We start from the raw sequence: 22,549 nt of genomic DNA on the forward strand, positions 1-22,549 counted from the left end.
CTCCACTGTGATTTCCTGTTTCCTGGGCGAATTTGCGGCGCGCCGGCCCAATCCGGTGGCGGCGGCCACCGGTGGCGGTGGCCAGGGTGTCCGGCGACGGTCCGGGTACCTTGCGTCGCGACGCCGCCCAGGACGGACCGGCGCGGACGTGCCGGAACGGTGCCGGAGGTCCCGGTGACCGTGGCCGTTCGTCCGGAAGGGCTGCACCCCCGCGGCCTGTGGGCGCGTCGAAGACGACTGAGGAGAGATGTAGACGGTGCGTGGCGACAAGGACATCATCGACCTGTTGAACAAGGTGCTGACGAACGAGCTGACGGCCATCAACCAGTACTTCCTGCATTCGCGGATGCAGCGTAACTGGGGATATCGCCGACTGTCGGACTACTTCTACCACGAGTCCATTGACGAGATGCGACACGCCGATGCGCTGATTGAGCGCGTTCTCTATCTGGACGGCCTACCCAACCTGCAGCGGCTGCACACCCTGCGGATCGGCGAGACCGTGCAGGAGCAGCTGGAGACCGACGTGGCGCAGGAGGACGAGGCGGTCAGCCTTCTGCGTGACGGAATCGCGCTGTGCCGGTCGAAGAAGGACGTGGGCTCGGCGGTGCTGCTGGAGAAGATCCTCGTCTCCGAGGAGGAGCACATCGACTGGCTGGACGCCCAGCTCACGCTGATCGCCCAGCTCGGCGCGACGAACTACCTCACGCAGCAGATCCACGAGAGCTAGTCGGGGATCGGCGACGGCTTGCTGGCGCCGGTCGCGCCGATCCCGGGGCGCCGCGCCCCGGGATCGGCGGAGGGCCCGCCGTGGGCGGTGCGGTTCGGTGGTGTCGCCTGGCGGTGTCGCTCGGCGGACACCCCGGCCTCCGCCGCTACCCCGGCGCGGGAGATAGTCTGCCGGGGTTCCTGGCCCCGCCGTGACTCATGTGGGCCCGGGGCCGCGGCGCCGGTGACGCCGGCGGCACGAGCCTCGCGTATCCCCCGCCGCGGGCCGTGACGGCGCAACGGAGCGCCAGAGAAGGAGACCACGGCGCCATGACGCCCTCGACAACGATCAGCCCCCCGCTCGCGGACTACGACGCCGTCCCGGGTGACGACCTCCTCGCCGAGCCGGTCCGGGTGGCCGTCGCGATACTCATGGGGCGGGGCGAGAGCCGCGAGCCCTACGAGTGGCTCGCCCGGCGGCTGGCGCTCGACGGTTACGCCGCCGCGGTCGTTCCCGCCAGCGGGAACGTGGCGCACGCCGTCGGCGAGGTGCGCCGCCCCGGACTCCCCTTCGTCCTCCTCGGCTCGGACTCGGGCGCGCTGGCCGCACTGGCGATGRCCGGCTCACCCGCCGTGCGCCCCGACGGGCTCGTCCTGCTCGGGCTGCCGCTGCTGCACGTGCCGGTCGCCGGCATACCTGTCGGCGACCCGCCGCCGCGGGTGCTGCCCGATCTCCCCATCCTGCTCATCCACGGCCGGGACGACCCGATCAGCCCGTTGCAGCTGGTGCGGATGACCACCCGGACGGCCGCCCGGACCGAGCTGACCGTGGTCCCCGGTGGGCACGCCGTGCTGGCGGGGCCGGGCCGGCGCAGTGTCCCGGCCCGGGTGCTGCTCTTCCTCGAGGACCTGATCGCCGGCTGAGGCTCGCGCCCGCTGCCCGGCGGGCGCCAGGTGGCTGTGTCGACCGTTCGGGCTGTGTCAATTGTTCAGGCTCGACTGACGTCAGCGGTCGCTGTACTGTTCAGTCTATGGTGAAGCTTGTGGTGCACGGTGAGGTCCTGGCCAGGTTCGGGCACGCTCTGTCCGATCCCACCAGGGCACGCCTGCTACTCGTGCTGCGCAGGGGCCCGTCCTACCCGACGGAGCTCGCCGAGGTCCTCTCGGTGAGCCGGACGAATCTCTCCAACCACCTCGCCTGTCTGCGGGGCTGTGGGCTGGTGGTGGCCGTCTCCGAGGGCCGGCGCCTGCGCTACGAGCTCGCCGACGACGCCCTCGCGCACGCGTTGGACGACCTGCTCAGCGTGGTGCTCGCGGTCGACCCCGACCACGCCCACGGGGAGCCCGGCGGCGATCTCGTCGCGCCTGCGGGGGAGCAGCCGGCCCGGTTCGTGCCCACTGGTGGGAGCGTCGCCGCGCGCGACCTCACCGACCTGGTGGACCGGTGAACACCCCCGAAGGCCGCCACGGCGACCACGGGCACGACAACGGTCAGGGTCTCGTCCCGCCGCAGACCCGGCCCGTCCACGGCCACGACTCCGGCCACACCCACGCCCACGGCGGGCCCGGCGCGCCGGGCGGGCACGAGCACGCGGCGGGTCGGTCCGCTCCGCGCGGCTTCGACTCCCAGCACCGCAGGCTGGCGTTCGCGACGGGCCTGAACGTCGCGATCGTCGTCGGCCAGGCCGCGGCCGGGCTGCTCGTCGGGTCGGTCGCCCTGCTCGCCGACGCCGCGCACAACCTCGTGGACGCGGCGGGCGTCGCGTTCGCGCTGATGGCGATCCGGCTCGCGAGGCAGGCGCCGTCCGCCACCCGGACCTTCGGCGGGCTGCGCTGGCCGGTGCTCGCCGCCCAGGCGAACGCGGCGAGCGTGCTGGTCGTGACCACCCTGGTCTGCGTCGAGGCCGCCGGGCGGCTCGCCCACCCCGAGCCGGTCGACGGCCTGGTCGTCCTGATCGTGGCGATCGCCGCGGCCGTCGGCAACGGGGTCAGCGCGCTCTTCGTCCACGAACGGCACGGTGATCTCAACACCAGGGCGGCGGTCACCCACCTGGCCGGCGACGCGCTGGTGTCGGTCGCGGTGGCCGGCGCCGGGCTCGTCATCTGGCTCACCAGCGGCTGGTACTGGCTCGACCCGGTGCTCTCCCTGGTTGTGGCGGCACTGATCGGGATCCAGGGCGTGCGCCTGCTGGCCGAGTCGTCCCGGGTGCTGCTCGAGGCGACCCCCGCCGGGCTGGACCTGGCGGCAGTGCAGGCGGACGTCCTTGCCGTGGAGGGCGTGACCGGGGTGCACGACGTGCACGTGTGGGGCCTGTCCGACCGGGTCGCCGCGGCGAGCGCCCATGTCGAGGTGGCCGGCCATCCGACACTCGAGGAGGCGCGGGCGGTCTCCGACCGGGTCAAGGCGGTGCTGGCGGAGAAGCACGGCGTCGTGCACGCCACCGTCGAGACGGAGTGCGAGCCGTGCTCGCCCGCCGGCGGCGACCCGTGCGACGTGCGCAGGGTGACCGTGCACCAGCTGGCCCCGGCGCACCGCCACTGATTCCCGGCGCCCCGCCTCCCTGGCGCACCGTCGCCATCGTGGACTGATCGTGTGCACCCAGTCGCGGTGGGTATGTCATGTCGAGTCGGATCGCGGCTTCCCCGGAAGCCGCGGGACGGCTCCCAGCAGGCATGACGACGAAGGGGAAACAGCCATGACGACCGCTCGGGACATCATGCACGGCGACGCGAAGTGCGTCGGCGCGGACGAGTCACTGGCCAGCGCGGCCCGCATGATGCGCGACCTCGGCGTCGGCGCGCTGCCGATCTGCGGCGCCGACGACCGCCTCGGTGGCATCATCACCRACCGCGACATCGTGATCAACTGTGTGGCGGAGGGCCGGGACCCGGCGTCGACCCGGGCCGGTGACCTCGGGAAGGGCAAGCCGCTGTTCGTCCGGGCGGACGCCGACCTCGACACCGTCCTGAACGAGATGATGGAGCACCGGGTGATGCGGATGCCGGTCATCGACAACAAGCGGCTCGTCGGGATGATCAGCGAGGCGGACCTGGCCAGGAACCTCTCCGGTGAGAAGCTCGGTGCTCTCGTCGAGGCGATCAAGAGCGGCCCGGCGGACCGGGTCACCTGATCCCGACCGGTCCCGTCCGGCGTCAGCCCGTGGCAGGCGTCGCCCGGCGCCTGCCACGGCGGCGCCGGGCCGGCCGGCCCGGCCGGCCCGGCCGGGCCGGCCACCGCGCACGGCGGCCCGGCAGGCACGTCAGGCGCAGCACATCGCCCTCCACCACGCACGGGCCCTGCGCGAAGCTCGCCCGGAACAGCGCCAGCGCGGCGGTGTTCTCGGCGAGCACGTTGGCGTGCAGCTCGCGGACACCGGCCGCACACGCGCGACGTTCGAGCTCGGCGAGCAGCCGACGGGCCACCCCGTTGCGGTGGGCGTCGTCGACGACCGCGACCGACACCTCGGCCTCGGCCGGTCCGGTGCGGATCAGCCGCGCGATTCCCAGCGGACGGCGTTCCACCGCGACGAGCGCGATGTGGTCACGGCCGTCGACGTCCACGAGGGCGCGGCGGTGCGCTGCCGGAAGGGCGCCCAGCGGCGCGTGGAAACGCAGGTAACGGCTTCTCGGTGAGAGCCCGGCGAACACCTCGTCGACGATGGCCTGCTCGCCGGGGCGCAGCAGGCGGATTCGCGGCCCCGGTGGCGGGCAGGCTCGCACGCGGCTCCGGCGTACGAGCCGGCGCCGTTCCGGTTTCCGCCGTTCTCGTTTCCGCCGTTCCGGATGCCAGCGTTCTGATTGCGTGGTGGGTCCGGTCACCCATCCAGTTCACCTGCGGAAAACAGGCGCTCCAGGGTGTTTGTCACCCATCCGACCGCTCGCCCGCCGTCGCCTGGCCGACCCGTCGCCGGTGCGCACCGTCTCCCGCCCCGGCCGCCGATCCGTCGGGGTGCGCTCCGACGGCGTCGCGGATCTCACGGCCCATTCCGCCCGCCTGGCGTGCGCAGTGCGCACAGCAGAAGAAACGCCCGGAGACCTCCACGCCGTGCCCGATCACCCGGCAGTCGCAGTGCTCACAGCGCGGGGCGAGCTTCTGCACCGCGCACTCGAACGAGTCGAAGGTGTACGTCTCACCGCTGACGACCCGGATCTCGAAGGACATCCAGTAATCGTTTCCGCAGGTGTCGCACGCACGCATGACAGCCTCCTTGCGTCAGGACGTCCCGACGCTACTTTCGGTGCGCTCCTGATCGCACGTTCTCGCCCCCGGCGGTCCCTGGGCGAACCGGCGCGATCGCGGCACTCCGCCGCGGCCGGGTCGGCGGTTCGCCGGTGATGCGAGCGGCGAGCGCGTGGCGTCGGGCCGCGACGCCATCCGCTTCGGCGGGAAACGGCGAAATGATGGCCGGCGAGCCGGTATTCATCGGTCGGCCTCGTGCTGAACCCTGGGCACCGTTTATGCGCCCGGCGGGCTGTTTCCGCCGTGGTGGCCCCGGACTGGCCGCACACATTCGGATTCCGGCGTGGGTTTGACGCTGCCCGAAGTCGCTGCGGTAGCGTTCGCCCCGCACCTCGGTGCGCGCCAGTAAATGACCACTGAGAAAGGGATCAGAAAATGAGCCAGCAGGAGCAGCAGCAGCAGCGCCAGCAGGTGGAGCAGCAGCTCCGTCAGAACTGGCGGCAGCTCCGCTACCGCCTCCTTGACCAGTTCGGTCAGGTCAGCGCGGCGGACCTCGACTCCGCGACCGACATCAATGACCTCGTCGCCCGGATCGCGGACAAGACGCACCACAGCGAGCGTTACGTCGAGAACCGCCTGCGTGAGCTGGCCGGTGTCGGCGGCGGCCAGGGTCAGGCCGGCGAGCGCTTCGGTGGCGGCCAGCAGGGCAACCAGGGCCAGCAGGGCCAGCAGGGTTTCGGCGCCTAGTAACACCCTCCTGCTGACCGGCCAGGCCGGAATGTCGGCGCACCACAGTTGAACAGTGCGTCCAGCGGTGCGCCGCCAAGCCCTCCGACGCTACTCGGCGCGCGTTCTCAGCACGTCGCGCCGAGTAGCGATCGGAGCTCCAGCAGGTCATCCATCAACCTGATCGTCTCCATGGTGCGTGGGAGCCTGCGCAGCTCCTCCAGCATCGCGTCTGTTTCCTCAACGGTGGGGATATCGTCGATCGACGCTGCTATCTTAACGATATCGACCACGGGAGCACCACCTGTCTGCATACTGCAGAATTGCACACGGCGATTCAACAGAAATTAAATCCAGGCTTCCTTCGTGTTAACTTCGGGCCTGGCCCGGATGCGATAAGTGACGATCTGTCCCCGGTGCGGCGATCTCCGCCCCAGGTGGGCGTGATCGGCGCTGTCGCGTCATCCCGTCCCCCTTTATTGCGTCGTCGGCCCGCCGGCAGTGCGGGACGCCTGCCGCCGGAGCCGCCGGAGCGGTGCAGCGGGCCGCCGGGGAACTGGCTGTGACGCCTGGTGGTCCGCGTGCCTGTCCCATCTTCTTTCCCTTCCGGGCCGCTCTTGACGCCTGGTAGCGGACACCGGCGCGCCGGCCGGCGGGTCCTGGTCGCACCCGGGCCCGTCGGGGTCGTGACGGTCCGGCGCCGGCGCGCCTTACTGTGCATGTCGTGAAGTACGAGATCGCACCCGAGCGAACCGCCGGACGCCCGGCGGCCCGGCGGCACAGTCGCGCCCCGGAGGCCCTTCGACGGCTCGTGGGGGAGCGGAGCGGGTAGGCGGCGGCGATGACCGAGCCACTCGGCCTGCGGGACCGCAAGAAGCAGCGCACCCGCGACGCGCTGTCCGCCGCCGCCGTCTCGCTGTTCCTGGAACGGGGCTTCGAGCGCGTCTCCGTCGCCGAGGTGGCCGCGGCCGCCGAGGTGTCGAAACCGACGCTGTTCAGCTACTTCCCGGCCAAGGAGGACCTCGTCCTCCACCGCGTGCTCGACCACCGTGGTGAAGCGGCCCGGGTGGTGCGGGCGCGGTCGGCCGGCCAGTCGCCGCTCGCCGCTCTCGAGGCTCATTTCCTCGCGGGCCTGCGACAGCACGAACCGGTCACCGGGCTGTGCGACGCGCCCGAGGTGCTCGCTTACCATCGCCTGGTCTTCTCGACCCCGAGCCTGCTGGGCCGGATGGCCCAGTACACCGCCGCCGACGAGGACGCCCTGGCGGACGCGTTCGCCGAGGCGGCCGGCTCGCCCGCCGCCCAGGTGGACGCGCGGCTCGCCGCGGCGGCGGTCCTCACCGTGCAACGGGTGCTGGCCCGAGAGAACTGGCGCCGCCTCGACGCCGGCGCGGCCGCGGTGGACGTCCTGCCCGACGCCGAGGCGGCGGCCCGCCGGGCGTTCGGCGCGCTCGCCGGACTCGCGAACCTCCCGGGACTCGTGGATCTCCCGGACCGGGCGGATCGTGCGGACCGGGCGGACTTCCCCGATCGGACGGATCTTCAGGGTCGGACGGTGCCCGGGGCCGGGTGAGCGGTTTCGATCTGCTTTACTCGGTCAAGTTATTGACTTCGTAAAGTGGAGGGGTCGGCATGGGCGACGGCGCGGCCGAGGGGCGCGATGAGGATCCCCGGTCCGTGGATCTCCGGCCAGCGGACGCCCGGTCGGTGGATCCGTGGTCGGCGGAGCTCGCCGCCGAGCGCCGTCACCTGGACCGCGCCCGCGCGGCGCTGGTCCGGATGCGGCACGAGGCCGAGGCGACGGAGATCGCCGAAGGCGACCCCGTCGCTGACAAGGTGACGAACGCGTCCCTGAAAGCGGCGCGGCGGCGGCGCCTCGAGGCGCTGAGCGACCCCGCGAGCGGGGCGCCGTTGTTCTTCGGACGGATCGACTACGCCGCGGGCGCCGCCGCCGCGCCGGGTCGGCGCGTCCACCTGGGACGGCGCCATGTGCGGGAGGCCGCCGGCGATGATCCGCTGGTCGTCGACTGGCGCACCGACATCGCCCGTCCGTACTACCGCGCCCATCGGGGCGACGTGATGGGGCTCGTGGCGCGGCGCCGGTTCGGGTTCGACGGCCCCGAGCTCACCGCGTTCGAGGAGGAGCCACTCGTCGAACCGTCGCCCGGCCCGGCGGGCGCGTCACGGGCCGGCGGGCCGGCCGGAGGCGACCTGCTCGCCCGCGAGATCGCGCGGCCCCGTTCGGGGCCCATGCGTGACATCGTCGCGACGATCCAGCCGGAGCAGGACGAGATCGTCCGGGCCGATCTCGAGGTGAGTGTCTGTGTCCAGGGCGCGCCGGGCACCGGCAAGACGGCGGTCGGCCTGCACCGGGCCGCCTACCTGCTGTTCGCCTACCGGGAGCGGCTCAGCCGCGCCGGGGTGCTCGTCGTCGGGCCGAACCGGGCCTTCCTGCGTTACATCGGCGCGGTCCTGCCCGCGCTCGGCGAGTTCACTGTCACCCACCGTAGTCTCGCCGCCCTCGTGGACGTCGCGACGGCTCGCGGAACCGACCCGGAGCCGGTGGCCGAGATCAAGGGCGATGCCCGGATGGCCGTGGTGATCCGCCGGGCGCTCGGCGCCACCCGGCCCGGCGCCTCCCCGCCGGCTGCCCTGATCACGAGCTCGCTCGGTCGGTGGACGGTGAGCGGCGACGAGATCGCCGGCCTGGCCGCCGGCATCCAGGCTGGCGGCCACCGCCATCGCGTGGCCCGGGACCTGCTCGCCCGGCGGATCGCCGCCGCGGTGGTCCGCCGCGCCGAGGAGCGGGGGCACCTGCCGGCCGACTCCGCGGTGGAGCGCCTCGCCCGCACCCGGTCCGTCCGGGCGGCGGTCGACGCCGTCTGGCCGCGCACCGACGCGGCCGGGCTGATCCACCGGCTGTTCACCGACCCCGCCCTGCTCGCCCACGCCGCCGACGGCGTGCTCTCCGCGCCCGAGCAGCGCCTGCTGCTGGCCGACCGGCCGACGTCGCGGCGGGCCGTCCGCTGGTCGCCCGCCGACCTGTTCTGCCTGGACGAGGCACTGGACCTGATCGACGGCGTGCCGGCGTTCGGGCACGTCATCGTCGACGAGGCCCAGGACCTCTCGGCCATGCAGTGCCGGGCCGTCGGACGCCGCTGCGCCACCGGCTCGCTCACCGTCCTCGGGGATCTGGCCCAGGGCACCACCGCCTGGGCCGCGCGCTCCTGGGAGCAGGCGCTTGCCCACTTCGGTAAGCCCGCCGCGCGGCTGGAGGTGCTGACCCGGGGCCACCGGGTACCGGCCGAGATCCTCTCGTTCGCCGACCGTCTGCTCCCGAGCATCGCGCCGGATCTGCCTCCCGCGTCGTCGACCCGCGCCGTCCCGGGTGCGCTGCGGGTGATCGCCGCCCCGCTGGACGACCTGGCCGGCGAGGCTGCGCGCCAGGTCCGTGCCGGGCTGGGCCGCGGCGGTTCGGTGGCGGTGATCGCCCCTGACGAGGCTGTCGGCGGCCTGACGGCGTCGCTGCGCGCGGCGGGCCTGCCCGCCACCGCCCTCACCGACGACGCCGCTCTTACGGAGGACGCCGCCCTCACCGTGGACGCCGAGCCCGCGGGCGAGGCTGTGCTCACCGGCGACGCCGAGCCCACCGAGGGCGCTTCGCTCACCGACAAGCCCGTGCCGGAAGGGCGGGCGTCCCGGCCGGTGACTGTCGTGCCCGCGTCGCTCGCGAAGGGACTCGAGTTCGACCATGTGGTCCTCGTCGACCCGGCGTCCGTCGCCGGCTCCGGGCCGGGCTCCGTCCAGGGGCTGCGCCGGCTCTACGTGGTGCTGACCCGGGCGGTGACCTCCCTGGCAGTGATCCACACGGGTGAGCTCCCGAGCGCTCTCGCGGATCAGGGCGGCCCGTTCCCGCGGGTACCCCGGCCCGGGGGAGCGGGCCGCCCGGATCCCGCGCTGGTCAGGGGACTGGAGGTGGCTCCGGGGTCTGCGTGACCTGCGAGTCGCCGTTCGACCGGGGCTGGCTCACGGTGATCGTGACGGTCGCCCCCCGGGTGACGAGGCCCGCCCGCGGCAGCTGGGCGATGACGACGGCCCGCTGTTCTCCTGGATGACCATCACCAGGCCGGCGCTGTACAGCCCGGAGCGGGCGTCCACCTCCGACCGCCCGACGAGGTCGGGGACGGTGGTGTGCCCCGGCCCGTCGGACACGTCGAGCTCGATCGCCGCGTCCCGGCTCACCTCGCTGCCCGCGGCGGGGTGCATCCCGATGACGGAGCCCGCGGGCCGGTCGTCGAGCATGCGTCCGGACGGCCGGTGCTCCGGGCGCGTCCGCCGGGCCGCGCTGGGTGAGCTGGGTGAGCTGGACGGGCCGGCTGGGCTGGTGGGCGGGATCGGGTCGCTCGCGGGCGCCCGACCCTGGGGCGGCGTACCGCCGGCCGCCGCGGGGAGCGCGAGTGCGGATGTCGCCGAAGCCGGGACCTCGACGCCGAGGGTGACCAGCTGCTGCAGTAGGTCCTGCGCGGTGGGGCGGTCCGTGGGCTGGCGGCTCATCGCCCGCCGGACGACGGTGCCCAGCGCCGGGTCGAGCCCGTCGAGGTTCGGGTCGCCGTGGACGATCCGGAAGATCTGCGCCTCGGGCGGGCCGTCCCCGAACGGCAACCGGCCGGTTCCGGCGAAGGCGACCAGGCCGGCCCAGGCCCACACGTCGGCCGCGCCGGACACCGGCTGGGCCAGGGCCTGCTCGGGAGCCATGAACGCCGGCGTTCCGACGATCGAGTCCCGGGTGACGTGCGTGATGTCCGCCGCGTGGGCTATCCCGAAGTCGATGACGCGCGGCCCCAGGGACGACAGCAGGACGTTCGCCGGCTTGAGATCACGGTGGACCAGGCCGGCGCCGTGGATGGCGGTCAGCGCCGCGGCCACGCTGACGGCCACCCGCTCAAGGTCGGCGGCGCCGAGGAAGACGGTGCCCACCCCGCCTTCGCCGAGCCGCCCGAGAACGCGGTAGTGCCCCAGCTCGGAGGGATCGTCAGGCCGCAGCGGGCCGGCGGCGGGCTGGCCGCCGGGAGCGGTGACTGGCTCCTCGGCGCTGCGGCACGCGTCCATGGGCCCTCCGGCGGTTGGCCGGCACGCCGGGCCGCGCGCCGTTCCGTCAGTCATGATGCGGAGTAATCACGCCTGGTTGCGTGCCAGGGCCCGCACTGTCGGCAACCGGACAGTCCGGGCGCGGTGGCGGTCCGATGGTGGTGGCGATGGACCGATCGGGCGGGACGTCCGAAGCGAGGTGCGGACGTCCGCGGGCACCTGCTCGGGAATGTTTCGAAAACCGCTCCAGGGCCGGTCCGGCACTTCCCGCCCGCCCCCGTGGCCGGTGCCTCCGCCCTCTACCTGGGGCAGCCGCGCGGCGATGGCACCTCGCCCGCCTGGCACTGGCGGGAGGCACTTACGCGCAGCTGACGGAGTGCCGCCCACCGGCCCCGTGTGTCAGCGGCCAGGCCGCCGTCAGCTCTTGAGTCGGGCCGCGAACACGGCGGCCTGCGTGCGGCTGGTCAGGCCGAGCTTGCCGAGGATCGCCGACACGTAGTTCTTCACCGTCTTCTCCGACAGGTGGACGCAGCCCGCGATCTGGCGGTTCGTCATGCCCTCGGCGATCAGCCGGAGGATCTGGCGCTCGCGGCTGCCGAGCGCGGCGAGCTGCTCGTCCTCGGCGGGCTCGTCGCGCAGCCGGGCCAGCACCTTCTGGGTGACGGCGGGATCGAGCAGCGAGCGCCCGGCGGCGATCGTGCGGATCGCCCCGACCAGGTCGTTGCCCCGGATCTGCTTCAGCAGATACCCCGAGGCCCCCGCCATGATCGCGGCGAAGAGCGCGTCGTCGTCGTCATAGGAGGTCAGGATGAGGCAGCCCACGGCGGGCTGCGCCGAGCGGATCTCCCGGCACACCTCGATCCCGCTTCCGTCCGGCAGCCGGGCGTCGAGCACCGCGACGTCCGGACGGGCGGCCGGGATGCGCCGCAGCGCGGACGCCGCGGTCGACGCCTCGCCGACGACCTCGATGTCCCCGGAGTCCTCCAGCATCTCCCGGATGCCCCGGCGGACGATCTCATGATCGTCCAGCAGGAAGACGCGAACACCAGTCATGATCGTCAAGGTACCCGCGGGGAGACGCGCCGCGGCCTCCCGGACGGGAGGTCGGCCGGTACGGACTCCGGGTGCAGGACTTTTGTCCCTGATGCCCGGCGCGGAAGGCCCGATGACGGCGACCGGTCGGCCATCCTCAGCGGGCGGTGGCCGAGCGGAGCCGCTCGATCAGGTCGGGGAGATCGCCCAGGGAGCGCAGGGTGTCGTTGAGGTGCGTGCACGTGGTCGTCCCGGTGAAGGTGCGCGAGACGGTGCGGCGCAGGTCCGCGGCGCCGAGCCCCACGATGCGCTCGGCGCTGGCCAGTGCCTGGGGGCACTCGGGGCCCGGCAGGACCCCGGCCCGCCCCATCGAGCGCACGACGCGGGCCGACTGGTCGACCGTGGCGTCGATCCCGTACTCGTGCACGACGACCTCGGCGCCGGACGCCTCCCGGTAGGTGTCGCGGAAGAATACGTCGGCCCGGAAGGCGGCGGCCCCGTCCGCGGCCCCGGTACGGGCGGGTCCGGCGCCGGCGGGCTCGCCGCCGATCGGGACGAGGTCGATGCGGCGCAGGCGGCGCATGGCATGGGTGCCCATCGGCGGCAGCGGATGCCACCCGAGCGGGTCCTCGTCAACCGCGAGGTCGCCGGCCACGACCATGGTCGTCCGCACCGGGGCCTCGGGGTCGGCGCTGCGCTCGGCGGAGACGCGGGCGAGCAGCCCCTCCCGCTGCCAGCCGGCGCAGACGTCGAGCATCGGGTTGCCGCCGGCCTCCGCGCCGGCGTGCCGCGAGGGGTCGTCGCGGAAGATGCCGTTGCGCCCGAGCGCGGAGCCCGACACCAGGGTCGCCACGGGCACGTCGTCGAGGAGCTGCTCGAGTAGCGAGCGCCGGGTGGTGGACGCCCCACCAGCTCCGTCGCCGTTGCTGTCGGCCACGCCGCTGTCGGTGTCGGCCGCGTCGCCTTCTGCGCCGGCGGCGTCGGCGTCGGCGGCCGCGAGGATCTGCCGGGCGGCGCCGCGGAAGCCGGCCCGCGCCGAGGCGCCGACCAGGCTCGCGAGGCCGGGAACGGCAGGCTCGGACTCGATCTCGAGGACGGGGCCGGGCGCGGCCATGTAGTCGAGGACGACACGCAGCCGCGCCTCGCCGAGGACCTCCACCTCGCCCGTGGCGGTGGTCAGCAGGTCACGGCCGACACCGGTGAGGTGCAGCGGGCCGGTGAGGCCGTCCGGGCGCTCCATCATGATCGAGGTCGTCCGCCGGACGGAGCCGGGGCGGCGCGGCGGTGTGCCCTGCGCCGAGCCGGTGGTCCCCGGCCACTGGCCGACGGCCGTGTCGGCGCCGGGGAGCGGCTGGCCGGTGCGGGGGCCGCCGGTGCCGGAGCGGCGGGCATCCTCGCCGGACCGGGGCCGGCCGGTGTGCGGACTGCGGGGACCGGTCCGGCCGGGGGCCTGGCGGGGCACCTGGGTCGGGGATGCCTGGACGGCGACGGGGGCCGTCTGACCGTGCGCCATGCGCGTACTCCGATCACTGCTGTCGTGCGCGCACCCGCTCCTCGGTGCACGCGCCCGCGGCTCCCACTTGCCGTGGCTCCCGCTGGCCGTGGCCAATGGCCGCAGCACGGTAGCCGCGGTTCCCGCGGGTTACTTGGCTTCCCACGATATGGCGGGCCGCCGGCAAATCACCTCCCTCGTGGGTGATGGCCTTTTCACATAGCTCGTCCGAATGTGTGACCTGCGCCGCTTGGATGCCCGGCCGGTCGTGCCGTGGTCGGACTGTCGCCCGGGGATTCCCGGATGGGCTGTGTTCGAGATAACAGCGAACCAGTGTTCGTCGTTGCCGTTTTCTGTTTCTTATTGATCCCGGTTGTATTCGAAAAACCGGGCGGAGGACCGCCGTGGCGGCGGTCACGGTCGACCGCGGACGCGTGACGCCCGCCGGGCGCGCGGAAGCGCGCACCCGGCGGGCGTCGCCGGAGAGCGGGTGGAACCGGATCAGGAGGCGGCTCGCGGGATCCCGAAGACGTCGGTGGGGGCGGAGGCCGTGACCGGCTGCCCGAACTCGGTGAACGTGGCGTCGAGCGTGCCGTTGTCTTCACCGCGGGCTGGCCCTGCTCGGTCGCCTGCTCGATGGTCGGGTCTCGCCGGCCTTGAGATCGTCGGCTGTCACTGCGGTCGCCGGTTCCCGCTCGGCGATTCCTGCCGGATGCCCCCACCCGTCAACGTGACCTTTGTTGACCTTCGGGTCGATACGGACATTTCTTCTGACGCGCTGCATCAGGAACAGTGCATCGGGGTCGCATGCGCGACAGAGTGATCCGGCTGTGGGTCGAAGTGGTGCGGGTACCGGGAACCGTTGCGGGGCAGGTGGTCATCGGCCTGGTCAACGCCAGCGGCCGAACCCCCGCCAGCCCGGTCCCGCCGAGTCAGTCCCACCAGCCCGGTCCGCCGCCCGCCCAGAAGGAGCCGCCGTGCCCACGCTCGACCGCCACGACGACGTGTTCGTCCTCGACATCGGCGACGGGGAGAACCGTTTCCACCCGGACTGGATCGCCTCCGTCGACACGGCACTGGACGAGGTGGAGAAGGCGACCGGGCCCAGGGCCCTGGTGACCGCGGCGACCGGGAAGTACTTCTCCAACGGGCTGGATCTGGACTGGCTGCTCGCGAACGCCGACCGGCAGCAGGAGTACGCGGTCAGCGTCCACGAACTGCTGGCCCGGATGCTGGCCCTGCCGGTGGTCACCGTGGCCGCGCTGCAGGGGCACACGTTCGCCGCGGGCGCGATGTTCTCCCTGGCGCACGACTTCCGGGTGATGCGGGCCGACCGCGGCTACTGGTGCCTGCCCGAGGCCGACATCGACATCCCCTTCACCGCGGCGATGTCCGCGCTGATCCAGGCCCGGCTGAGCCCGCAGACCGCGCACGAGGCGATGACCACGGCCCGCCGCTACGGCGGCCGCGACGCCTGCGCCGCCGCCGTCGTCGACCGCGCGGTGGCGGAGGAGGAGGTACGCGGCACCGGCGTGGAGATCGCGCGAGCCCAGGCCGGCCGGGCGGGGACCACCCTGGGCACCATCAAGGCACGGATGTACGCCCCCGTCCTGGACGCCCTGCGCGACCGGGAGCGTCCCCTCGGCTGACGCGGCGGACCTCCCCGTTCGCGCGCGCCGCGCGTAGCGTCGGACGGACGGACGGACGGACGGCCGCCCGACCAGCGAGCTTCCCGACGACGGACGGACCGCTATGGACCCCGAGCTGAGGACCGGCGAACCGAGCACCGGTGAGCCGCGCACTGGTGAGCCGCGCACTGGTGAGCTGAGTGCCGGTGAGCTGAGGATCGGTGAACCGGCGACGTCCGCCGCCGGTGTTCCCGGCGTGGCACACGCGCTGGCGCGCTGCCGGGAGCTGATGGGCGTGCGCCGTTCCGTGCAGACCCTGCGGCTGCTCAACCAGGACGACGGTTACGACTGCCCCGGCTGCGCCTGGCCCGACCCGCGGCCGGACGACCGTTCACGCGCCGAGTTCTGCGAGAACGGCGCGAAGGCCGTCGCGCAGGAGGCCACCCGGGCCCGGGTGGCACCGGAGTTCTTCGCCGCGCACAGCCTGACCGACCTCGCCACCCGCTCCGGGCACTGGCTCGGTGAGCAGGGCCGGCTCATCAACCCCGTGTACAAGGCCGCGGGCAGCGACCATTACGCCCCCGTCGGCTGGGACGAGGCGTTCCGGATCGTCGCGGACGAGCTGACCGGCCTGGAAAACCCGGACGAGGCCGCCTTCTACACCTCGGGGCGGACGAGCAACGAGGCCGCTTTCCTTTACCAGCTCTTCGCCCGGGCGTTCGGCACGAACAATCTTCCGGACTGCTCGAACATGTGCCACGAGTCGTCGGGTGCCGCGCTGACCGAGACGATCGGGGTCGGCAAGGGCTCCGTCACCCTGGAGGACCTGGAGACGGCGGACCTGGTGCTCGTCGTCGGGCAGAATCCGGGCACGAACCATCCGCGGATGCTGACGTCGCTGGAGCGGCTGAAGCGGGCCGGTGGCAGCGTCGTGGCGGTCAACCCGCTGCCCGAGGCGGCGCTGATGCGGTTCCGTAACCCGCAGCGGGTCTCCGGGGTGCTCGGCCGGGGCACCGCGCTCGCCGACCAGTTCCTGCAGATCCGCCTCGGTGGGGACATGGCCCTGTTCCAGGCGCTGTCCGCCCGGCTGCTCGCCGCCGAGGAGGCCAGCCCCGGCACCGTCCTCGACCAGGCCTTCATCGCCGGGCACACGACCGGGTTCGAGGAGTTCGCGGCGCACGTACGCGCCCACCTGACCCCCGGCGACGTCGCCACCGCCACCGGTCTACGCCCAGATGAGATCGACGAGCTCGCCGGGCGGGTCCTCGCCGCCGACAAGATGATCGTCTGCTGGGCGATGGGACTGACCCAGCACCCGGACGCCGTAGCGACGATCCGGGAAGTGGTGAACTTCCTGCTGCTGCGGGGCAACATCGGCCGTCCCGGCGCGGGGGTCTGCCCGGTGCGCGGCCACTCCAACGTCCAGGGCGACCGGACGATGGGCATCTGGGAACGGATGCCCGACGCGTTCCTGGACGCCCTCGGCGCCGAGTTCGGCTTCGCGCCGCCCCGCCACCACGGCCTGGACGTCGTCGACACCATCCGGGCCATGCGCGACGGCCGGGTGAAGGTGTTCGTCGCGATGGGCGGCAACTTCGTCGCCGCGACGCCGGACTCGGCCGTCACCGAGGACGCGATCCGCCGGTGCCGGCTCACCGTGCAGGTCTCCACCGCGCTCAACCGCTCGCACGCCATCACCGGCGAGCGCGCCCTCATCCTGCCCACACTCGGCCGCACCGAGCTGGACGTCCAGGCCGGCGGCCCGCAGCGGGTCAGCGTCGAGGACTCGATGGGCTCCGTCCACGCCTCCCGCGGCCGGCTGGCCCCGGCCGGGCCCGAGCTGCGCTCCGAGATCGCGATCATCTGTGGCCTGGCCGCGGCGACCCTCGACCGCACGGCCACGGCCACGGCCACGGCCGCCGCGCCGACGGTCGACTGGGCGGCGCTGGCCGAGGACTACCGGCGGGTACGCGCGCACATCGCGAACGTGGTCCCCGGGTTCGCCGACTACGAGGCCCGCCTCGACGAGCCCGGCGGCTTCCTGCTCCCGCACCCGCCCCGCGACAGCCGGACCTTCCCGACGCCGAGCGGGCGGGCCGCGTTCACCGTGAACACCTGCGAGATCCGGCCGACGCCCCCCGGCCACCTGCTTCTGCAGACGATCCGCTCCCATGATCAGTACAACACCACTGTCTACGGTCTGGACGACCGCTACCGCGGGGTCCGCCACGGCCGCCGGGTCGTGCTGGTAAGCCCGGACGACCTGGCCGAGCTCGGCATCGCCGACGGCGCCCGGGTCGACCTGATCGGGGTCTGGACCGACGGCGTGCAGCGCCGCGCCCCCGACTTCCGGGTGGTCTCGTATCCCACCGCCCGCGGCTGCGCCGCCGCCTACTTCCCGGAGACCAACGTCCTGGTGCCCCTCGACAGCACCGCCAAGCGCAGCAACACCCCGACGTCGAAGTCCATCCTGATCCGGCTGGACGTCCACCCGGAACAGTGACGCGGCCCGCGGGCGCCCGGCGCGGATCCCCACCGAGGTGGCGGCGGCGGGAGCCGGTGGCACGCCCCTGGCCTGCGGCGATGCCGCCACCCCCACCTGGCCGGGCGCGGACGCGGCTGACAGCACCGACTGTCGGTGAAGATGGGGATCCGGTCGACGGGTTCGTCCCGCGGGGGATCGACGCGGGTTACACCGACCTGACTGCTGAGCAAATCCGAGGTGACGCGGGTGCTGACCGGCGGCCGACCGGACCCGCGCGAGGGTGTCCGTCCCAGGCTCCCCGCGACCCGTGCCACGGGCGACTGGCAGCCGGCCGAATGGAACGTCCCGCGCCGCGACCCGTTCTTCGTGGGCCGCGACGCGCTGCTCCAGCGCCTTCACCGCGAACTGCGCCCGCCAGGAGCTGGCCGGGGACACGACTTCGGCCGGGGGCGCAACGCAGGTCAGGGACGTGACGTCGGCCGGGGGCACAGCGTCGGGCTGGTGTCCGCGCGCGGGGCGGGTGGGATGGGCGCGTCGCGGCTCGCTGTCGAGTACGCGCATCAGCACGCCGGCGACTACGGCCTGGTGTGGTGGGTGGACGCGGACACTCCCGAACGCGCCGAGTCCTGCCTGACCCAGCTCGCCGCCGCCATCGCCCCGCCGGCGGCCGGCCCCCGCGCCGCCGTGCTGCGCCGTCTGTGGGCCGAGCTCGGCCAGCGCACGGACTGGCTGCTCATCTACGACGGCGTCGGTGATCCCCGCGACCTGGCCGCCGTGGCACCGCCGGACAGCGGCCGGATGCTCGTAACGAGCCGCGGACCGGCAGTGGCCAGGCTCGCGCCGGTGTTGATCGAGGTCGGCGACCTCAGCCGGGACGAGTCGGTCCTGCTACTGCGGCAGCACCACCGCGGGATCAGCCCGCCGGCCGCGGAGGCGCTTGCCTGTGTGCTGGCGGACGTCCCCTTCGCGGTCGCGCTGGCCGGCCGCCACCTGGCGACGACCGGCCAGCCGGTCGCCGACTACCTGGCCCTGCTCGGGCGGGGGGCTGATTCGCGGCTCCCGGGCCCGGAGATCCCACGCGGGCCGGGCCGCGCGGCTCCCGGCACCTCGGCCGGCGCCGCGCCCGGCTCCGATCCGGGTGCGGCCTCGCCGGCCGATCCGGTCGCCGCGGCTGTCGCGGCGGGCCATGCGCGACTCGACGGGGCCGATCCTGCCGCGGCCGGTCTCCTTGAACAGATGGCTTTCCTTGCCGTGGAGCCCCTGGCGCTCACCCGGGCGCCGGCCGGCACCGCCGCCGCGGCGGGCCGGCTCGACCGCCTCGGGCTGGCCGACTGGAACGGGACAACGATCCGCGTGCACGGGCACGTCCAGGCCCTGGTGCGCGGCCGGCTGGCCGGAGACCGGCGGGCGGCGGCCCTGCTCGGCGCCCAGCGGCTGCTGGTCTGTGCGCACCACGCCGGTCCCGACCCCACGGACCCGGCATCCTGGCCGGCACTCGCCACGCTCGACCCGCACGTCCGCACGCTCACCACGTGGATCGACGAGGAGTGCCCGGACCACCGCCGGCTGGTGCTGCGCACCGCCCGCTATCTGGCCGCCTCCGCCGGATACGAGGCGGGCGAACGGCTCGCTCACCGGGCACGGATCCGCTGGTGCGGTCAGCTGGGCCCGGATCACCCGGACACGCTCGCCGCCGCCGACCTGGAGGCGTCGATCCGCGTGGACGGGTCCGCCGACCCCGACTCCGCGCGGGCGCTGCTGGGTGACGTCCATGCCCGCCGGGTCCGAGTGCTCGGCGGGCAGCACCGCGACACCCTCCACTCGGCCTGGAACCTCGCGCGTGCGCTCGGAGAGAGCGGCGATCACGACGAGTCCGCCCGCCTGCTGCACGACACCGTCGCCCGGCAGCGGGCGGAGCTCGGCCCGGACGACCGCGACACCCTGCGCTCGGCGCACAGTCTCGGCCACGCCCTGACCCGGCTGGGGAAGTACACCGCGGCCCACGGCCTGCTCGCGGAGACGCTCGCCCGCCGCGGCCGGACGTCCGGTGCCGCCCACCCGGACACCGTGTGGACCGCGGCGGTGCTCGGCGTCGCGCTGCGTGGCCTCGGCCGCTGCGCGTACGCCCGCGACCTGCACACCCGCGCACTGGCCGGCGCACGGGCGCGCCTCGGCGACGAGCATCCGCTGACCCTGTACGCGGCGCTGCACCTCGCACTCGACCTGGCCGCTCTCGGCGCAGCCGACGCCGGCCGCGACCTGTTCACCGAAGTCATCGGCTGGGACGTCGTCGGATGGCACGACGACCCTCCAGCGGGCCCGCGCGCCTGGGTCACCCGGTGGGCCCAGGGCCACCGGGAGGACATCCGCGCGCTGTGGTCGGGTGGCTGAGTCCGGCCGCGCGTCCTGCTGCACAGGGGCGAACCTTCGACGTAGGAACAGGTGGATGGTGCGCTGGGGGACGGGCGTACGTGGTTATTGGCGTGGCTGGTGCGGCCGTGTCGTGGGGTCCGGAGAGGTGACGGTCCCGCCGTATCCATTTCAACATCATTTAAGGAACGAAATGCATGTCTGATGTCACGTGAGTGCTGTTGTGACCGGCCCCGGTAGGTGGCAGGGTTCCGGTCGCGTTGGTCGGCAGGGCCGATGATCGTGTGGCCCACCCCTATGATGATCGGCCATGGCCGAGTCTGCCCCGAGCTATCTGGCGACCGTCGCGGCGGCGTACGACGGTGTGGCCGAGGTGTATGCCGAGCGTTTCGCTGACGTGCTCGATCGCCAGCCGCTGGAGCGTGCGCTGCTGTCCGCGTTCGCCGACGTCGTGCGCGATCTCGCGGGCCCGGTCGCTGACCTTGGCTGTGGGCCTGGCTATGCGACGGCCTACCTGCACAGGTTGGGGCTGGACGTGTTCGGTGTGGACCTGTCGCCGGAGATGGTCGCCTTGGCTCGAAGCTCTCATCCAGGGTTGCGGTTCGAGGTGGGCACGCTGACCGCGTTGGACCTGCCGGACCGCGCGGTCAGCGGTGCCCTCTGCCGCTACTCGCTCATCCACACCCCGCCCGCCGACATCCCCGCCGTCCTCGCTGAGGTCCACCGTGTCCTGGCGCCCGGCGGCCACCTGCTCCTCGGCTTCCTGGCCACAGACGAGTCCGCGGCCGGGGTGCACGCCTACGACCATCGGGTGACAGGCGCCTACCGCTGGCCGCCCGATCACCTCGCCGGGTTGGTGAGGCAGGCAGGCCTTGTCGAGGTAGCCCGGCTGGTGCGAGCACCGACGGATGAAGAACGAGGCCGGCAGGCACAGCTGCTGGCCCGCTGCCTGTAGGAGGGCACCAGCGGGTGCCAGCGACATCCAGTCGTCGACGCTGCCGACGAACGGGTTGACCGTCCGCCGTGCGGTCGACGTCCTCGACTTGCACCCCGGCAAGTCTCTGGACGGCCTCGTCTCTACTTGTGCGGCAATCCCTGGCGGTCGCAGGCGGTGAGCAGATTGGGGCCGTCGGTGCGCAGCTGATCGAACGCGAGGGTCTGCAGGTCCTGCTGGACTGGTTCGATCCCCTCGACGAGGGGCTGGTAGCGGCTGTCCGCTTCGCTCGCCGCGGTCAACAAACCCATGGCCCCCTCGATACGCAGTGTGGTCGCGAATACGAGCGACCGGTAGTCGGTGATAGCGAACTGGTCCCGGGTTCGTGCCGCCGCGGCGCATCCCGCCGCCGCGTCCGCCTGGGCGTCGGTCGCTTCAACCGGGTCGGCGGGCAGACCCGCGGTGCGACAGACGGCGAGCGCGGCCGGGATGGTGTCGGCCAGACCGGCGACATCCAGGCGGTCGGTGTCGTCTCCGATCCGGTCGACGGCCTCCTTCAGCACGGTGAAACGGCCGTTCTGCTCCGCCGCCCTGTCCGCGCCGACCAGCGCATTCGTTGTCTTCTCGGCGAGGCCGGAACCCCTCGCCGGGGTGGTGGTCGCGGGGTGGGGGCTGTAACCCGGGGACGAGGAAAGGCCGGGAACGTCCCGCGTGGAGGGACGTTCCCGGCCCTGGGGCGCGGCAACGGGCGGTCCTCGTCGACGCGCCAGGTGCAGCGTAGGAGACCCCCGGCAGAGCGGGAACACCCGACGGCGAACCGTCGTGTCGTGTCGCCGGCGGGGGCTGCGAGCCGGGACGGGTGTGTGGCGAGAAGGCTGCTCCACAGCCCCTCCGTAGGCCCGGGACTCAGGTCCGTGTAGTAGATCCCGATGCGCGTTCCGGTCAAGGCGCGGGCGCGTCTGACCAGCGGTTTCGCGGATGTAGGCCACCGTGGCAGGGCCGTTGACCCGCGTTGACGTTGGTTCTTCCGCCAGGACTACCGGGATCCCCTCATCGTCGACGAACAGCGCCGTCCCTTGATCGCTATAGCGGCTTCCGGTCGTATTCCGGTCATCCCCCTGGTACGGCGGCTGCCGACCCGGCCCCGGTCCGGGCAGTGTCGTCGGCCGGCTCCGCCAGGCGTTGGCCGCACTCCAGGTCAAGCCGGACCGCCTGGTCGCCCCGGCGAACCGCGGTCGACCGGCAGGCCAGGCCCTGCTCAGCAAGCATCCTCCGGAGGAGGACTGTCAGCGCCGCGCCGGCACAGACGCTCTTGCCCCTGCATCGATGGACGGCAGCCGAGGTCTGGGGCGTCCATCGCGTGGGTGCGGGCGACAAGCCGGAACTGCGGGGTCAGACTTTTCAGGGAGCAGGCTTTCACTCCGCCCTCGTGAGGGGTCTTCCGTGCTTGATGTGCCGTTCTGGCTGTGGGTGGCGTTCGCCGTCACCGTGGTCGTGTCGCTGGCCGTGGATCTGCTGGCGCACCGGGAGGCGCATGTCATCGGGTTCAAGGAAGCTGCCGCCTGGAGCGGGGTGTGGGTCRGYCTCGGCCTCGTCTTCGGGGCGGTCGTCTTCCTGGTTCTGGGCGTGACGCCGGGGGTGGAGTACACCACTGCSTGGCTGCTGGAGAAGAGCCTGTCGGTCGACAACCTGTTCGTCTTCGCGCTGATCTTTGCCTACTTCAAGGTGCCGCGGGCCTACCAGCACCGCGTGCTGTTCTTCGGCGTCATGGGCGCGCTGGTGTTCCGAGGCATCTTTCTGGCTGCCGGAGTGGCCGTGGTCAGCCGGTTCACCGCGGTGCTGTTCGCCTTCGCGGCGGTCCTCTTCTACAGCACCTACAAGATCCTCAAGGAGGAAGAGGGCAGCT

Annotated in this window: 21 protein-coding genes; 13 read left to right on the top strand and 8 right to left on the bottom strand. The window is 73.1% G+C overall.

What is annotated here, in order from left to right; genetic code table 11:
* Positions 1 to 256: 256 nt before the first annotated feature.
* Positions 257 to 730, top strand: coding sequence for a bacterioferritin (gene bfr / locus BBK14_RS32125; RefSeq protein WP_071066892.1), 474 nt, complete (start codon positions 257 to 259; stop codon positions 728 to 730).
* Here bfr and BBK14_RS41510 read toward each other — a convergent pair.
* The gene (locus tag BBK14_RS41510; RefSeq protein ID WP_255565694.1) at positions 727 to 861 is read right to left on the bottom strand and encodes a hypothetical protein; all 135 of its coding nucleotides are present in this window, start codon (positions 859 to 861) and stop codon (positions 727 to 729) included. The genes bfr and BBK14_RS41510 overlap by 4 nt on opposite strands.
* Before the next feature lie 177 nt (positions 862 to 1,038).
* Here BBK14_RS41510 and BBK14_RS32130 point away from each other — a divergent pair, with 177 nt between their 5' ends.
* The 4 genes from BBK14_RS32130 (at position 1,039) to BBK14_RS32145 (ending at position 3,839) form a co-directional block, all read left to right on the top strand.
* Entirely contained in the window at positions 1,039 to 1,632 is a 594-nt protein-coding gene (locus tag BBK14_RS32130) for an alpha/beta hydrolase (protein WP_071066893.1), read from the top strand.
* Positions 1,633 to 1,739: 107 nt separating this feature from the next.
* Positions 1,740 to 2,156, top strand: a complete 417-nt coding sequence (locus tag BBK14_RS32135; RefSeq protein ID WP_071066894.1) for an ArsR/SmtB family transcription factor — start codon at positions 1,740 to 1,742, stop codon at positions 2,154 to 2,156.
* Complete coding sequence (locus BBK14_RS32140) at positions 2,153 to 3,250, top strand: cation diffusion facilitator family transporter (RefSeq protein ID WP_071066895.1); 1,098 nt, start codon at positions 2,153 to 2,155, stop codon at positions 3,248 to 3,250. Before BBK14_RS32135 ends, BBK14_RS32140 begins: the two co-directional genes overlap by 4 nt.
* A 154-nt stretch (positions 3,251 to 3,404) precedes the next feature.
* Complete coding sequence (locus tag BBK14_RS32145; RefSeq protein WP_071066896.1) at positions 3,405 to 3,839, top strand: CBS domain-containing protein; 435 nt, start codon at positions 3,405 to 3,407, stop codon at positions 3,837 to 3,839.
* A gap of 22 nt (positions 3,840 to 3,861) precedes the next feature.
* On the opposite strand, the gene BBK14_RS32150 is transcribed toward BBK14_RS32145, so the two are convergent.
* Positions 3,862 to 4,428 carry a GNAT family N-acetyltransferase gene (locus BBK14_RS32150; RefSeq protein WP_241832021.1) on the bottom strand — a complete coding sequence of 189 codons (567 nt, stop codon included), beginning with the start codon at positions 4,426 to 4,428 and terminating at the stop codon, positions 3,862 to 3,864.
* Between the two features lie 142 nt (positions 4,429 to 4,570).
* Positions 4,571 to 4,870, bottom strand: coding sequence for a Prokaryotic metallothionein (locus tag BBK14_RS32155; protein ID WP_235013981.1), 300 nt, complete (start codon positions 4,868 to 4,870; stop codon positions 4,571 to 4,573).
* A gap of 453 nt (positions 4,871 to 5,323) precedes the next feature.
* On the opposite strand from BBK14_RS32155, the gene BBK14_RS32160 reads away from it, so the two are divergent.
* The gene (locus tag BBK14_RS32160; RefSeq protein ID WP_071066897.1) at positions 5,324 to 5,635 is read left to right on the top strand and encodes a hypothetical protein; all 312 of its coding nucleotides are present in this window, start codon (positions 5,324 to 5,326) and stop codon (positions 5,633 to 5,635) included.
* Positions 5,636 to 5,742: 107 nt separating this feature from the next.
* Here the strand turns inward: BBK14_RS32160 and BBK14_RS39240 are convergent, their stop codons facing one another.
* Positions 5,743 to 5,907 carry a hypothetical protein gene (locus BBK14_RS39240; RefSeq protein WP_020460040.1) on the bottom strand — a complete coding sequence of 55 codons (165 nt, stop codon included), beginning with the start codon at positions 5,905 to 5,907 and terminating at the stop codon, positions 5,743 to 5,745.
* Positions 5,908 to 6,455: 548 nt separating this feature from the next.
* On the opposite strand from BBK14_RS39240, the gene BBK14_RS32165 reads away from it, so the two are divergent.
* Positions 6,456 to 7,187, top strand: a complete 732-nt coding sequence (locus BBK14_RS32165) for a TetR/AcrR family transcriptional regulator (protein WP_071066898.1) — start codon at positions 6,456 to 6,458, stop codon at positions 7,185 to 7,187.
* A gap of 104 nt (positions 7,188 to 7,291) precedes the next feature.
* Positions 7,292 to 9,610, top strand: coding sequence for a HelD family protein (locus BBK14_RS32170; RefSeq protein WP_241832022.1), 2,319 nt, complete (start codon positions 7,292 to 7,294; stop codon positions 9,608 to 9,610).
* A 30-nt stretch (positions 9,611 to 9,640) separates the two neighbouring features.
* On the opposite strand, the gene BBK14_RS42550 is transcribed toward BBK14_RS32170, so the two are convergent.
* The 3 genes from BBK14_RS42550 to BBK14_RS32185 all read right to left on the bottom strand — a co-directional run bounded on the left by BBK14_RS42550 (position 9,641) and on the right by BBK14_RS32185 (position 13,247).
* A complete protein-coding gene (locus tag BBK14_RS42550; protein ID WP_071066900.1) occupies positions 9,641 to 10,723 on the bottom strand; it encodes a protein kinase domain-containing protein in 1,083 nt (360 codons plus the stop codon).
* A 396-nt stretch (positions 10,724 to 11,119) separates the two neighbouring features.
* Positions 11,120 to 11,755 (bottom strand): response regulator, encoded by a 636-nt coding sequence (locus BBK14_RS32180; protein ID WP_020460044.1) that lies wholly within the window; start codon positions 11,753 to 11,755, stop codon positions 11,120 to 11,122.
* Between the two features lie 136 nt (positions 11,756 to 11,891).
* Positions 11,892 to 13,247 (bottom strand): DUF2889 domain-containing protein, encoded by a 1,356-nt coding sequence (locus tag BBK14_RS32185; protein WP_071066901.1) that lies wholly within the window; start codon positions 13,245 to 13,247, stop codon positions 11,892 to 11,894.
* Between the two features lie 956 nt (positions 13,248 to 14,203).
* Here BBK14_RS32185 and BBK14_RS32190 point away from each other — a divergent pair.
* From BBK14_RS32190 to BBK14_RS32205, 4 genes are all read left to right on the top strand, one after another.
* Positions 14,204 to 14,875, top strand: coding sequence for an enoyl-CoA hydratase-related protein (locus tag BBK14_RS32190; RefSeq protein WP_071066902.1), 672 nt, complete (start codon positions 14,204 to 14,206; stop codon positions 14,873 to 14,875).
* Between the two features lie 103 nt (positions 14,876 to 14,978).
* Complete coding sequence (locus tag BBK14_RS32195; protein WP_241832023.1) at positions 14,979 to 17,357, top strand: FdhF/YdeP family oxidoreductase; 2,379 nt, start codon at positions 14,979 to 14,981, stop codon at positions 17,355 to 17,357.
* A gap of 228 nt (positions 17,358 to 17,585) precedes the next feature.
* On the top strand, positions 17,586 to 19,730 hold the full coding sequence (locus tag BBK14_RS32200) for a tetratricopeptide repeat protein (RefSeq protein ID WP_083391399.1): 2,145 nt from the start codon (positions 17,586 to 17,588) through the stop codon (positions 19,728 to 19,730).
* 289 nt (positions 19,731 to 20,019) lie between these two features.
* Positions 20,020 to 20,664 carry a class I SAM-dependent DNA methyltransferase gene (locus tag BBK14_RS32205; RefSeq protein WP_071066904.1) on the top strand — a complete coding sequence of 215 codons (645 nt, stop codon included), beginning with the start codon at positions 20,020 to 20,022 and terminating at the stop codon, positions 20,662 to 20,664.
* A 122-nt stretch (positions 20,665 to 20,786) separates the two neighbouring features.
* Here the strand turns inward: BBK14_RS32205 and BBK14_RS32210 are convergent, their stop codons facing one another.
* Positions 20,787 to 21,206 (bottom strand): hypothetical protein, encoded by a 420-nt coding sequence (locus tag BBK14_RS32210; RefSeq protein ID WP_071066905.1) that lies wholly within the window; start codon positions 21,204 to 21,206, stop codon positions 20,787 to 20,789.
* Between the two features lie 880 nt (positions 21,207 to 22,086).
* Here BBK14_RS32210 and BBK14_RS32215 point away from each other — a divergent pair.
* A partial coding sequence (locus BBK14_RS32215; RefSeq protein ID WP_420849208.1) for a TerC family protein occupies positions 22,087 to 22,549 on the top strand: 463 nt, incomplete at its 3' end.

Origin of the sequence: Parafrankia soli (assembly GCF_001854695.1) — a bacterium.
Classification (GTDB): Bacteria; Actinomycetota; Actinomycetes; order Frankiales; family Frankiaceae; genus Parafrankia; species Parafrankia soli.